Source organism: Galbibacter sp. BG1, assembly GCF_013391805.1.
Lineage (GTDB): Bacteria > Bacteroidota > Bacteroidia > Flavobacteriales > Flavobacteriaceae > Galbibacter.
The window spans coordinates 2,119,425-2,133,633 of the sequence record NZ_CP058364.1 but is presented as its reverse complement, the minus strand read 5'-3'; the positions used below and the strand labels follow the sequence as shown (position 1 = coordinate 2,133,633).

The 14,209-nt window shown below is 38.4% G+C and carries 11 protein-coding genes and 1 riboswitch; all 11 genes read right to left on the bottom strand.

The window, feature by feature from the left end:
• Window positions 1–2: 2 nt before the first annotated feature.
• The gene (locus HX109_RS09460; RefSeq protein WP_178954139.1) at window positions 3–1,277 is read right to left on the bottom strand and encodes an NAD(P)/FAD-dependent oxidoreductase; all 1,275 of its coding nucleotides are present in this window, start codon (window positions 1,275–1,277) and stop codon (window positions 3–5) included.
• A 278-nt stretch (window positions 1,278–1,555) separates the two neighbouring features.
• Window positions 1,556–2,326, bottom strand: a complete 771-nt coding sequence (locus tag HX109_RS09455; RefSeq protein ID WP_178951397.1) for a head GIN domain-containing protein — start codon at window positions 2,324–2,326, stop codon at window positions 1,556–1,558.
• Between the two features lie 10 nt (window positions 2,327–2,336).
• A complete protein-coding gene (locus HX109_RS09450; RefSeq protein ID WP_178951396.1) occupies window positions 2,337–3,443 on the bottom strand; it encodes an acyloxyacyl hydrolase in 1,107 nt (368 codons plus the stop codon).
• A gap of 34 nt (window positions 3,444–3,477) precedes the next feature.
• Complete coding sequence (gene metF, locus HX109_RS09445) at window positions 3,478–4,431, bottom strand: methylenetetrahydrofolate reductase [NAD(P)H] (RefSeq protein ID WP_178951395.1); 954 nt, start codon at window positions 4,429–4,431, stop codon at window positions 3,478–3,480.
• 232 nt (window positions 4,432–4,663) lie between these two features.
• A complete protein-coding gene (metH, locus tag HX109_RS09440; RefSeq protein ID WP_178951394.1) occupies window positions 4,664–7,390 on the bottom strand; it encodes a methionine synthase in 2,727 nt (908 codons plus the stop codon).
• Between the two features lie 73 nt (window positions 7,391–7,463).
• The gene (locus tag HX109_RS09435) at window positions 7,464–8,471 is read right to left on the bottom strand and encodes a homocysteine S-methyltransferase family protein (protein ID WP_178951393.1); all 1,008 of its coding nucleotides are present in this window, start codon (window positions 8,469–8,471) and stop codon (window positions 7,464–7,466) included.
• 237 nt (window positions 8,472–8,708) lie between these two features.
• Window positions 8,709–8,853, bottom strand: a riboswitch (SAM riboswitch).
• 121 nt (window positions 8,854–8,974) lie between these two features.
• On the bottom strand, window positions 8,975–9,535 hold the full coding sequence (locus HX109_RS09430) for a hypothetical protein (protein WP_178951392.1): 561 nt from the start codon (window positions 9,533–9,535) through the stop codon (window positions 8,975–8,977).
• Between the two features lie 104 nt (window positions 9,536–9,639).
• Window positions 9,640–10,695 (bottom strand): NAD(P)/FAD-dependent oxidoreductase, encoded by a 1,056-nt coding sequence (locus tag HX109_RS09425; RefSeq protein ID WP_178951391.1) that lies wholly within the window; start codon window positions 10,693–10,695, stop codon window positions 9,640–9,642.
• 46 nt (window positions 10,696–10,741) lie between these two features.
• Window positions 10,742–11,326: a bifunctional precorrin-2 dehydrogenase/sirohydrochlorin ferrochelatase gene (locus tag HX109_RS09420; RefSeq protein ID WP_178954137.1), complete on the bottom strand. Its 585-nt coding sequence runs from the start codon at window positions 11,324–11,326 to the stop codon at window positions 10,742–10,744.
• A gap of 14 nt (window positions 11,327–11,340) precedes the next feature.
• Entirely contained in the window at window positions 11,341–12,102 is a 762-nt protein-coding gene (gene cobA / locus HX109_RS09415) for a uroporphyrinogen-III C-methyltransferase (protein ID WP_178951390.1), read from the bottom strand.
• The gene (locus HX109_RS09410) at window positions 12,089–14,194 is read right to left on the bottom strand and encodes a HEPN domain-containing protein (protein WP_178951389.1); all 2,106 of its coding nucleotides are present in this window, start codon (window positions 14,192–14,194) and stop codon (window positions 12,089–12,091) included. Before HX109_RS09410 ends, cobA begins: the two co-directional genes overlap by 14 nt.
• Window positions 14,195–14,209: the final 15 nt, after the last annotated feature.

The following is a 14,209-nucleotide window of genomic DNA, read 5'->3' as shown; positions in this document are numbered from 1 at the left end:
ATTCATTTCTTAGAAGTATCCCGCGGCTTAATAATCATTCTAAAAGACTGGTCCTTACTAAAATAGTATCCAATCCAATCGTACAATGCACGAATTCGGTTTTTATAATTTACCAAAGACATAATGTGCACAAAAATCCAAACAAACCAAGCTGGGAACCCTTTTAGAAAGAAGCTCTCATTTGGTCCGTCTGTTACCGCTTTGTTTCTACCAATTATAGCCATCGAGCCTTTGTCACTGTATTGAAAAGGCTGCCAATCTATTCCATCTTTTAAAAGGTTTTCGGCTAAATTATCCGCCATTTGTATCGCTACTTGAGCCACTTGTGGGTGTCCATCGGGATATCCTGGATCGCCTTCCAGAATAGCCGTGTCCCCTACTGCAAAAATGTTTTCGTAGCCTTTTACCCTATTAAAGGTGTCGGTAATTAAGCGCCGACCGCGGCCATAATCTTCTTTTTTAAAACCGTCGAATACTTTGGCGGAAACTCCAGCCGCCCAAATTAGGTTCTTAGAAGCTATGGTCGTTCCATCGGACAAATAAACGACCCCATCGTTAAAATCTTTAACCAAGGTGTTCAGCTTCACTTTCACCCCTAAGTCCTCGAGTTTTTCTTTGGTATAATTCTGTGTTTTTTCCGACATCGCCGCCAATACCGCATCCAAACCATCCAATAGATAAATTTCACCTAGATCCTCGCGCTCTAGTTCCGGATAATCTTTAATAATTATATGCTTCCGCATTTCTGCCAGAATTCCAGACAGCTCCACTCCAGTAGGACCCGCACCAGCAATTACAAAAGATAGGAGCTTTTTTCTACGTAGCGGATCTTCTACCCGCGTAGCCCTTTCTAAGCGCGTAAAAACTAAGTTTCGCAATGCCAACGCATCTCCAATGGTTTTCATGGGTAAGGCATCGCGTTCTATATTTTTATTACCGAAAAAGTTACTCTCTGTACCTGTAGCCATCACAAGCATGTCGTAAGAAACCTCTCCATTGCTCAAAATGATTTTATTTTCTTCAGGAACTACTTTTTGAAGCGCCCCCAAACGAAATCTCACATTGTTTTTACCTCTTAATATTTTACGAAAAGGATAGCTAATTGCAGAAGGTTCCATAAATCCAGAGGCTACTTGATATAAGAGTGGTGGGAAAAAATTATAATTATTTAAATCTACAAGAACAACCTCATAAAGATCTGATTTTTTAAGTTTATCGACCAGTTCAATGCCTGCAAATCCACCACCAACAATTACAATCTTTTTTTTCATTTGTATACCTCTTTTTAATAAAAAACTCATGTTTTTCAAAGTTATTACAAACCAATTAGTAAAAAGATAATCTAGCTGAAGAATTTTGCTTTTTTAAGGAAAGATTAGTTTTTCAGCATATTAAAAGATGCAGCATCTCATCGCGCTAAAAGATACTTGAAATATGAGTTTCTCCACAAATTTTTAAAAAAATGATGGTTTTTAACTTTTTTATTTGGGCATAGAACTCTGCCATTGGTGTAGGAAAATTTATAATTTATTTAGATAAAACCAAAAACCTCCAACTACTCTTCAATAATCAATTTGCCTTTATAGTGTTCGGTAACCTCAACAGTTTCCGGCCTTCCTATAGAGATAAGATCACCTGTACTATAAATATCGCCACTTAAAGTTTTAGACGCTTTTACAATAATGTCGTTGGAACCACGGTGATAAATATTAGCATTTTCTACGGAAAGTCCCCTCCCCTCAAAACGGCCATTTCCCGAAGCCATATTTATATTTAGATTGGTAGCTTCCCCGCTGATATTCATATTGGAAATCCCGTTAAATACCATTTGAAATGATTTCACGTTAACTTCTAAATAAAAGTCGGCACTCGTTAAGTATTCATTATTTTGATAATTCTCGGAGTAGACCACTAATTTTTCAGACTCCAAAACCCCATCCGAAATGATATCCCGCTGGGTGGCACTTCGAATTTCCGAAATAGTTGGCGTAGAAACATAAACCGTGGTATTGTTATATTCCCTAAAAAAGTTACAAATATTATGGTTGGTTAAAACAAGTTGATTTTCTACTACTTCTACATCAATATCGTTCAAAAGGTTTTCTCCAGATTCCACCTCAACCTTGTATACAGAATCTTGTTTAAGCACCAAAGAAATTTCTTCATTCACCAAAATCCTAGAAAATGGCGTTACCGCCCTTTCCTCTTTTATTATTTTCCCAGAGGACTGTATACAATCGTTCGCATTTTCGCTATCGCAAGATGTTAGTGCAGTTCCTAATAATAAGACGCTTAGAATACAAAATATGTTTCGTACTATTTTCATACAGTTTACTTTACAACCTATACCCAATACCTATTTCTATACCTTCTGCTTGGGCGGCGTGCGCCTTAACAGCCACCGTAGCAAACAATTTCTTTTCTTTGGTAATATATCCTTTTAAGCCACCCCTTAGATACATACGCCCTTCATAATCAATTGGGTAATACAAATAATAACCAGCCTGGGTTATCACAGAGAGCCTGTTAATAAAAAGTTCATGCCCCACGAAAATTCCGGCTCTTTTGTAATCTTCCGTTCCATCGATGCCCCTTTCGGGATATGCTATACTACTGAATTTAATATATTCCTTTAAGAAATTTGAATAAAAAATATCGGTTCCCAGCTGAAGGGCACTCTTTTTATTGATACGCTTATCGGCATAAAAAGAGAAAACGTAAAAAGGAAATTGACCGCTATCGATAACATCACTTTCATTTACTCCACTTCTAAAAACAAAATTATACCGTACAGGTTCGTTAAAACGATTTGTCAAACCTTCTGTAACCATAAACTCTGGATCTTCTTTTTCCAATTGATAATTTAGACCCACATTTAGAGCTATGGAATTGATACTGGTATTGGGGGCTTTGGTATTTCCGTTGGAATAATGAATAAGTGAGAGTCCCGCTTGAACCCCTAACCGATCCAACAAACGCTCCTTTTTGTAATTCAGCATTAAATAAGTACTGCTCAATAATTTTGAACCAAACGCCACATTGCGGTAATTCTCTTCCTTATCATACGGATTGGAAGCAACTGCCACTCCTTGCCCAATACGCAACATTAAGTTACGATTGAAAAAATAAAAATTGTAATGGCCATACAGAGCGAGGTTGTCGCCCATGAACTCATTTTTTAAGTCTTGATATCCCAAAGAGACTCCATAATCTGGATACCCGTACAATTGCTCCCATTCTTTGTTTCCAAACGTTTTTTGGTTCCAGCTTAGGATAAAACCTTCTGGATGCCCCGTAATTAAATGCAAGATATCGTTGTTATGCCTAGAAATATTTCCGTAGAAATAATTTAGGTCAAAATAAGACGCGTAAGCCTTCGGATTTTCTTGCGCTGCGGCCACCAAAGCAATCGCAGTAAAAAGAATAACGAGTAATCGCTTCATAAAAATGATTTCGCGACAAAAATATACCTAATTTTTAAAATAATGCCGAAGCAATGGCTTTAATATTATCAGATTTTCCCATGGAATAATAATGAAGTAAAGGTACTCCTGCATCTTTCAATTCCTTGGATTGCTGAATACACCAGTCGATCCCTACTTGACGAACTTCTTTGTTGTTTTTGCAATTGTCTACAGCGTTCACCAAATCTTCGGGAAGATCTATTTTAAAAACCTGGGGTAATAGCTGAAGGTGTTTTTTCACTGCAATTGGCTTGATTCCAGGGATAATTGGCACATTAATGCCCATAGATTTTGCTTTCTCAACAAATTCAAAAAACTTACTATTGTCGAAAAACATTTGCGTAACAATATAATCGGCACCAGCATCTACCTTTTCTTTTAACTTTTTAAGATCGAAGTCCAACGAAGGGGCTTCCAAATGCTTTTCTGGGTACCCGGCCACCCCTATGCAGAAATCGGAACAATTACTGCTTTCTATCGTTTCATGTAAATATTTACCATCGCACATATTTCTAATTTGCTTCACCAAATCTGTAGCATAATTATGGCCTCCTTCCGTTGGCTTGAAATAACGTTCGTGTTTCATCGCATCTCCACGCAATGCCATTACATTTTCAATACCTAAATATTGACAATCTACCAGTAAATATTCGGTCTCCTCCTTGGTAAACCCACCACAGAGAACGTGCGGTATGGTATCTACATCGTATTTATGTTTTAAGGCGGCACAAATTCCAACCGTTCCCGGACGCATACGTGTAATTTTTCTATCGTAGAGTCCATCTTTTTCAATGTAAACAAATTCTTCCCTTGAAGTGGTTACATCAATAAACGGCGGATTGAATTCCATTAAAGGATCGATGTTGTCGTACAGTTCTTGAATGCTTTTTCCTTTTTGTGGTGGAATAATTTCAAACGAAAACAAGGTTTTCCCGTTGGCTTTTTTTATATGATCGGTTACTTTCATTCTATTTTATTGGTTATTCAATATGTGTTATTCGTTAATTGTTGCCTATACTCAAATCTGAAACTACTTTCTTAGAAAACCCTTCTAAAACCTCTTTCTTGCCTTTATAAATCCGTGAAATATAAGGTAGCTACCTAGAGCTAGTTCTCTTTAGTTTGGCTTCATTAAATTCATAAATTAATTATTCAAACACTTCTCGCCTGCGCTCGAAGAGAGAGTATATTATTTTAAATTAGTCCGCTATGTTTGGGTTTAGCCATTTGGTAGCCTCTTCGACCGAAATCCCTCTTCGATCAGCATAATCGCTCACTTGATCTTCTTTTATTTTTCCTAATCCAAAATATTTACTTTCCGGATTGGCAAAATAATATCCAGAAACCGATGATGCTGGCCACATGGCGAGGCTATCGGTAAGTTTTACTCCTATGGTTTCTTCCACTTGAAGCAGTTTCCAAATGGTTTTCTTTTCCAAATGATCTGGACATGCAGGATATCCCGGTGCCGGACGAATGCCTTTATAGCTTTCTTTGATCAATTCTTCATTGGATAATTTTTCTTCGGAAGCATACCCCCAAATTTCCTTACGTACTTTTTCATGCAAGTACTCTGCAAAAGCTTCCGCTAAACGATCTGCCAATGCTTTTATCATAATGGAATTATAATCGTCTAAATCTTTTACATAGCGATCGGAAATTTCATCTACGCCAAATCCAGTGGTAACACAAAAAGCTCCGATATAATCTCGCTTCCCACTTTCTTTAGGCGCAATAAAATCGGCCAAAGCTATATTATTCGCTCTTTTATTTTTCTCTGATTGCTGCCGCAACGTTAAAAACTTCCCTATTTCGTTTCCGTCATCATCCAATAACTGAATATCATCATGGTTGACTTGATTGGCTGGAAAAATCCCTAAAATTCCTTTAGCGGTAAGCCATTTTTCTTTTATTATCTGCGCTAGCATGGTTTTGGCTTCTGCGAATAACTTGGTCGCTTCTTTTCCCACTACCTCATCTTCTAAAATAGCCGGATATTTCCCATGTAACTCCCAAGACCTAAAAAAAGGAGTCCAATCGATGTAAGGTTCCAAGGCCTCCAGAGTAACATCTATCTCCTTAACTCCTACAAAATTTGGTTTGGCAGGTGTATATTCTTCCCAATCCAATTGCAATTTATTTTCCCGTGCCTGTTCTATACTCAGGAAATTTTTGTTCCGAGACCTGTTTAAGAATCCCTCTCTAAGCTTGTCATACTCTTTTCTAAGGTTTATTCCATACGCTTCCTTTAACTTTGGATTTAGCAGACTTCCCGCTACATTTACCGCCCGGGAAGCATCGTTAACGTGGACGACCGTTTTGGAATATTCTGGTGCTATTTTAACCGCGGTATGGGCACGAGAGGTAGTAGCACCACCAATCATTACCGGAATATTAAGGTTTAATTTCTCCAACTCTTTGGCCAAATACACCATTTCATCCAAAGATGGGGTTATCAGTCCGCTTAAACCAATAATGTCAACCTCTTGTTCGATAGCCGTTTGTATAATTTTTTCTGGTGGCACCATAACACCAAGATCTACAATCTCATAATTATTACAGCCCAATACCACACTCACGATGTTTTTACCGATATCGTGGACATCCCCTTTTACTGTGGCCATTAATACCTTTCCAGCAGAACGCGAGTTTTCATCTTTTTCTGCTTCAATATACGGTAGTAAGTAGGCAACTGATTTTTTCATTACACGAGCCGACTTCACTACTTGAGGCAAGAACATTTTTCCGCTTCCAAAGAGGTCTCCCACCACATTCATTCCGTTCATTAAATAGCCTTCGATAACCTCGATGGGCTTATCGACAGCCTGCCTGGCTTCCTCTGCATCTACCTCCGCAAATTCCAAAATCCCTTTAACCAGGGAATGCGTAATTCTTTCCTGCAACGTTCCATTGCGCCATTCTTGTGCCTGTTTTTCGTTTATTTTACCATTCCCTTTTACGGTTTCAGCATAATCGAGAAGCCGTTCTGTAGCATCATCTCTCCTATCCAGCAATACATCCTCAATATACTGCAGCAGTTCTTTATCGATCTCGTCATAGATTTCAAGCATTTCTGGGTTCACAATTCCCATAGTCATTCCATGCTGAATTCCGTGGTAAAGGAATGCGGCATTCATCGCCTCCCTTACGGTATTATTCCCTCGGAAGGAAAATGAAACGTTACTTACCCCACCGCTTATATGTGCATGCGGAAGATTTTCCCGGATCCACTTGGTCGCTCGGAAAAAATCTACAGCATTTTGGCGGTGTTCTTCCATGCCTGTACCTACCGGAAATATATTCGGATCGAAAATGATATCTTGAGGAGGAAAGTTTATTTTGTTCACCAAAATGTCGTACGAACGCTTACAAATTTCTATTCTTCTTTCAAAAGAATCCGCTTGCCCTACCTCATCAAAAGCCATTACAATGACGGCCGCACCGTAACGTTTAATAAGCTTTGCATGATGTAAAAATTGTTCTTCGCCTTCCTTTAAACTAATGGAATTCACGACCCCCTTCCCCTGTACTACTTGCAATCCGGCCTCAATAATTTCCCATTTGGAACTATCGATCATTATCGGCACTCTAGCAATATCCGGTTCAGCAGCAATTAGATTTAGGAACTTCACCATGGCATGTTTGCCATCGAGCATTCCTTCGTCCATATTTATATCGATAATCTGCGCACCACCCTCCACTTGTGCTCTTGCAACCTCAAGTGCTTCATCGTAATTTTCTTCTTTAATTAACCGAAGAAACTTACGCGACCCAGTAACATTGGTTCGCTCCCCAACATTTACAAAATTTGTGTTCTCTGTAATTATTAAGGGCTCTAAACCCGATAATACAAGAGGTTTTCTTTGTTGACTCCTGTTGTTCGGTTCTTGGATATGGGTTATTGGTTGTTTGTTTTTTGTGTCCATTTCATTCTTTCCATCTATGCTTAGACATCCTGAAATAATTTTCAGCACATGTATTCAGCATGACAATTTCACATTAATTAAGGCTTTCTTCTAAGACTTTTCTCGGTTGGTACTCTTTTGCTATTTCTGCCAATAGCTTTATATGTTCTGGGGTTGTTCCGCAGCATCCACCCACAATATTTACAACATTTTCTTCCATGTAAGAGCGAATTAAAGCTTGCATCTCTTCGGCAGTTTGATCGTATTCCCCGAAATGATTGGGTAAGCCCGCATTTGGATATGCTGAAATAAAGAAAGGTGATTTTTGGGAAAGCCTTTTTACATAAGGCAATAGTTGATCTGCCCCTAAAGCACAATTAAAACCAACACTTAACAATGGGATATGGGAAATACTTATTAAAAAAGCTTCGGCGGTTTGCCCCGACAGCGTTCTTCCCGAAGCATCCGTAATTGTTCCACTTACCATTACGGGGATATCTATATTACGTCCTTCCTTAACTTCTTCGATAGCAAAAAGAGCCGCTTTGGCATTTAGCGTATCAAAAATAGTTTCTACCAGCAAAACATCCACTCCTCCATCTATTAATGCTTCAGCCTGCTGTTTATAAGCAACCCGAAGTTCTTCAAAAGTAATGGCACGATAACCAGGATCATTTACATCTGGAGACATACTCGCCGTTCTGTTTGTGGGGCCCATGGCTCCGGCAACAAAACGTGGTTTTTGCGGATTCTTAGCAGTAAACTCATCTGCCACCTGTTTCGCAATTTTAGCAGATTCGTAATTGAGCTCATATACCACGTCTTCTAAATGATAATCTGCCATGGCAATGGTAGTCCCCGAAAAGGTATTGGTTTCTACGATATCTGCCCCGGCTTCAAAATATTTCGCATGGACATCGGCTATTGCTTTCGGCTGTGTTAGCGACAATAAATCGTTGTTTCCTTGCAATGGATGCTCAAAATCTTTAAAACGTTCCCCTCGAAAATCGTCTTCGGTAAACTTATAACGTTGCAACATGGTTCCCATGGCTCCATCGAGTACCAAAATTCTTTTTTCGAGTTCTTCTGATATACTTTTCATACTATTTATTTGAAATAGTTTAAACCCACTAAGTGGCGTCTATAAATGCTTTGATGCCTTTACACCTTGTAAATATTTGAAAAGGCAACAAAAAAATCAATTCCTTTCGGCTTTGCCTTTGGATCATGACATTATAAAATCCTGTTATAACAAAGGCATTGTTCAAGGGCTCGAATACGTTCGTAATCGAGATTTTATGGCGCGTCAAAAAAAAATGTGAATAAAAAAGAAGTCTTTTTGTTATCTGTCCACACCGGGGCGTGGTAGAATGTAGCACCTTCTTGTGCCCAAATTATGTTTGTTTGAATTTCTAAAAACATATTAGGGTTAAGGGTTGCTAAGGCTTCTGCGGGTCTAATCCCTACACCTTTCTTGATAACGCTCAATAAAGTAATGAACAATCGAACTGCAAATATAATTTACATTTTACTGCTAGACAAATAGAAGCCCTTTAAATGAATAAGAATTTTACCAAAAGAAGGTGTTTTCTAGAAGATTAGAAACTAAAAGGTATATCCTATTCTTAAATGGAGGTCTCCAGCCAGCTCTTCTTTATCTTCTGGGTTGGTAATTTCGTCTGAAAAATAGATTCTATACCCAAGGCCTAATCCTATTTCATAATTAAAGTGCTCCCCAATGTTTCTTCGGATGCCCCATTTGGGTACAAATGAAATATTATCGAGTACCCCAACATTTTCTACGTTGGAAATAGCAAACCATTTGGGCAGGTATGTTATATCCAAGGAAACAAAATTAGCCGCATTATGATGTGTGCGTTTTCCTTTTTCATTCCTTTTGTTGATGTTATAATAATATCTAGGTTCCAAGGTAAAACTTGGCACCATTATAAATCCATCTTCTATGAAAGTACCGCCAAAAAAACCCGCATTCAACCCAATTTCTGATCGTAAAGCTATTTTGGTGGCTAATCTAGATTCATTGAACCCCCAGAAACCAAGAAATCCTGTTTGTACCCCAAAAATGGATTTTTCCACATCGGGGTTTTGGGCTAAGGACTGCTGAAGACTAAGCAATGTCAGCAGTAGCAAAAGTATTTTTTTCATTCGAAAGTATTCATTATTTCAGCACAAATAAAGAGCATATAATCGTAATAAAAAAGCAGATGCCATAAATAATATCTGCTTTCTACTATACTATAAAGTTCGTATTAAACGATACTCTTAACTACTTCTTTTTTCGCTTCTTTTTTGGTTCCATCGAATCCTTGTACACCACCAACGGTAGTATACTTCATAACATATTTTTTATCCGGGAAAATCCTCTGATACGCACTTTGGCACATTACCGCGGCCTCATGAAAACCAGAAAGAATTAACTTTAATTTCCCTGGATAGGTATTTACATCGCCAATAGCATATATACCGGGTATATTTGTGGAATAATCATACGCATTGTTAACCTTTATAGCATTTTTCTCTATTTCCAATCCCCAATTGGCAATGGGGCCGAGTTTTGGTGAAAGTCCAAACAAAGGAATGAAGTTATCGACCTCAATATGGGATGCACCATTTTTTAAATGTTTTACGGTTACCGCCTCCAATTGATCTTCTCCGTGAAGCTCGGTAACTTCGGCTTCTGTGATCAATTCCACTTTTCCTTTTTTAGAAAGTTCGGCAACTTTTTCAACAGAATCCAACGCACCCCTAAATTCGTTTCTTCGGTGCACCAAATATACTTCGGAAGCCACATCGGCTAAGAAAATGGACCAGTCTAAGGCAGAATCGCCTCCCCCCGCAATCAATACTTTTTTATTGCGGTAAACTTCTGGATCTTTAATCATGTAAGCCACCCCATTATCTTCGTACTTTGCAATATTCTCCAACTGCGGCTTTCTAGGCTCAAAACTTCCCAATCCACCGGCAATAACGACTACTGGCGCATGGTGCTTGGTTCCCTTATTGGTAGTTACGATAAAACTTTCATCTTCTAATTTCTCAATGGTCTCTGCCCTTTCCCCCAATGTATAAGTTGGTTCAAAAGATTTTATTTGTTCCAATAGATTTTTTACCAGATCTCCAGCCAAAATCTCTGGAAAAGCAGGAATATCGTAAATGGGTTTCTTCGGATAAATTTCTGAACACTGTCCGCCTGGCTGCGGCAAAGCGTCTATTAAATGACATTTTAATTTTAACAATCCTGCTTCAAATACCGTGAATAATCCAGTTGGACCCGCTCCTATTATTAATATATCTGTTTTAATCATGATTTCTCACTTTCCCCGACAAACGGGATTATTTATATTTAAGATTTTATTTTTCTACTAAACTCTTTGTAAACTCATTCAATTTTTCCACTTTCTCTTCAAAATTCCCTTTGATGGTTTTTCTGTATTCATTTAAATTCTGAACCAAATCATCGATATTTTCTGGGATTACTTCTTCAAAAAATTGTCGTAACCTTTTGGCAGTCGTGGGGGATTTTCCATTGGTGGAAATTGCAATTTTCACGTTGCCCTTAGTAACAATTCCGCCCATGTAGAAATCGCAGTAAGGTGGATTATCGGCCACATTCACCAAGGTATTTCGCTTTTTGCAATCGTTGTACACTTGTACATTAACCTCCTCTTTATCGGTGGTGGCAATGGCTATGTGTTTTCCTTCTAAATATTTTTCTTCATACTCCCCTTCAACCATTTGCACCCCATGAGCGTTGGCTTTCGCAATGGTTTCTTCCCGAAAGAAAGGAGCTACCATTTGCACATTGGCATTCGGACTCGATTTCAGTAAAAAAGTAAGTTTCTCCAAGGCTACGTTTCCTCCACCAACAATAAGTGTATTGAGGTAATTTACCTTCAAAAAAACCGGATACAATTCATTTCTTTCTACCGCTTCCATCTTCATTATTAACTTTATACCGTTGCTACTTGCTGCGTTATTTTCCTTAATTTCTCTCTATGCTTTACCACCTCGCCTATTAAAATAATGGCTGGATTGGAAAGTTCTTCCTTTGCTACAACGTCCACTATTGTTTCTATGGTTCCCACCCCAACTTTCTCTTCTGGAGTGGTCCCATTTTGAATAATGGCCACTGGCAATTCATGTTTGTTTTGTTGTTTAAACAAGGCTGTTATTTCTGGCAGCTTGCTCATACCCATTAAAATAACCACTGTTGCATTAGATTTTGAGGCCAATACCACATCGTCGGATAATTTATGGGCTTTGGTGGTGCCCGTGATCACCCAGAAACTTTCTGAACTCCCCCGTTTGGTAATTGGAATATTTTGATACGCTGGAACCGCCAATGCCGAGGATATCCCAGGTACAAATTTACTTTCCACACCATGTGAAATAGCGTATTCCATTTCTTCTGCCCCTCTACCAAAAACAAAAGGATCGCCTCCTTTTAATCGAACTACATGCCCATAGTTTTTGGCACTGCTTACAATGAGTTCGTTTATTTGTTCTTGCTGAAAAGCATAGCATCCTTTTCTTTTTCCTACAAATATGTGTGAAGCATTTGGTGCATGCTCCAACAATTGCGGGTTTACCAAGGCGTCGTATAAAACAACGTTGGCACTCTGTAAAGCTTTCATACCCTTAATAGTAAGCAAGTCCGGATCTCCCGGACCTGCCCCTATTAAAGTCAGTTTTGGTTGGTTATTTGTCTGCATTAGCTAATTCTAATCTCCTGAAAGCATCTGCTTTTTTGTAGAAAGCTTGCGCATCCGCTAAAAACGATTTTGCAAATGCTTCAGTTGGTTCATTAATTTTAATTTGATAAACGAGATCGTGGAAAGATAAGTTTAGTGGAATCTTTCCGGGTGAGACAAACACTTCGTCAAACTGATTTATGATACCCGCTTGGGTATTGGTTTTTTTGTTTTCTGCTGTTAATAATGCTTTTGCTGTATTTATCAACGATGTATATGATTGATAAATACTATCGGCCCACTTACTATCGTTAAAAGATAGTTGTGCTTTTTCAATTTTCTCTTCACTCTCAAACAGAAGTGTTGCAACCAAATCAATTACTACCCCGGCACATTCCCCTACTCCTACTTCCTGAACATACCTCTTATCATGTCCCCAATCTACAAAATCATCTTCAGTTAGATTGTCTGTGTCTGATAAAGGTTTCAGAAAATCATAAAAATATTTCTGCTCTTGTCTATCGTAATAAGCTAAAAAGCTCTCTCCATTAATTTTATTCTCTTGATAATCATCTAAAATAAATCTCAATGCTTGTGGCCCTCTTTTAGAAGGAATTTTAATAACCTTATCGGCAAATCTACCATCTCCATTTCCTAAAACTCCACCACCCAACAATATTTGAAGCGCAGGAGCCACCAATTTATCCTTGGTGCGGATGGACATTCCTTGAAAACCAATATGAGCCATATTATGTTGTCCACAGGCATTCATACAACCACTTATTTTAATGGCTACATCATGATTATTTATATATTGTGGGTATTCTTTATTTAATACATCTTCCAAAACATCGGCAATTCCAGTACTGCTCGCAATCCCAAGATTACAAGTATCTGTACCGGGACAAGCCGTAATATCTGCAGTAGAATTGTAACCTAGATCTACAAAACCGAGTTCTTTCAATTCCAAATAAAATAAAGGCAATAGATCGGCTTTCACATGACGGATTAAAATATCCTGTCTTAATGTTAACCTTAATTCATCGGCCGCATATTTTTTAATTAAATGTGCTAGTTTTCGCGCTTTATCTGTATAAAAATCACCTAATTTTACTTTAATCCCAATTGAGAATAAGCCTTCTTGCTTTTGCTGAAATACATTCGAGTTTCTCCATTTTTCGTAGCCTTCTACATCTTTAAGATCTACTTTGGGAACCGAAATGGACTCCACCACAGAACGATCGAATTCAAAATCGGACTCGCTTATAGGGTACAAATGCGTAGAAAGCGCCAACTTCTCTTCTTCAATAAGCTGTAAAAACGATTCCAGCCCTATATCTTTTATTAAAAACTTCATTCTCGCCTTTAAACGTTTTGCACGTTCTCCATGGCGATCAAAAATTCTTAAAACACTTTCTATCACTGGAATAATTTGGTCGGCTGGCAAAAACTCGTACATTACATCTGCATGTCGTGGTTGAGAACCTAACCCGCCGCCCAACATTACTTTAAAACCTTTTTTACCATCTTTTATCTTTGGAATAAACCCTAGATCGTGGATGTAAGACAAAGCCGTATCGCTATCTGAAGAAGAAAAGGACATTTTAAATTTACGTCCCATTTCCTGACAGATAGGGTTTCTTAAAAAGAACTGAAACGTAGCATGAGCATAAGGTGTTACGTCGAAAGGCTCGTTGGGATCGATTCCCGCCTCTGGACTTGCCGTTACGTTTCTAACGGTATTTCCGCAAGCCTCACGAATGGTAACATCGCTTTTTTCCAGCTCTGCCCATAACTCTGGTGTTCTATCTAAACTCACATAGTGAATTTGAATATCTTGACGGGTAGTAATGTGCAACCTTCCCCTTGAATACTCATCGGAAACATCGCAAATACGTAACAGCTGAACTCCCGTTACCTTTCCGTAAGGTAATTTTATACGAACCATTTGAACACCCTCTTGACGCTGGCCATAAACTCCACGGGCCAAACGCAAGCTTCTAAAGCGTTCTTCATCTACTTTTCCCTCTTTAAAAAGACGAATCTTTTTTTCTAATTCTATAATGTCTTTCTCTACAACGGGATTTTCAATCTCTGTTCTAAAACTTTGCATCTCTTTAAATTTTCA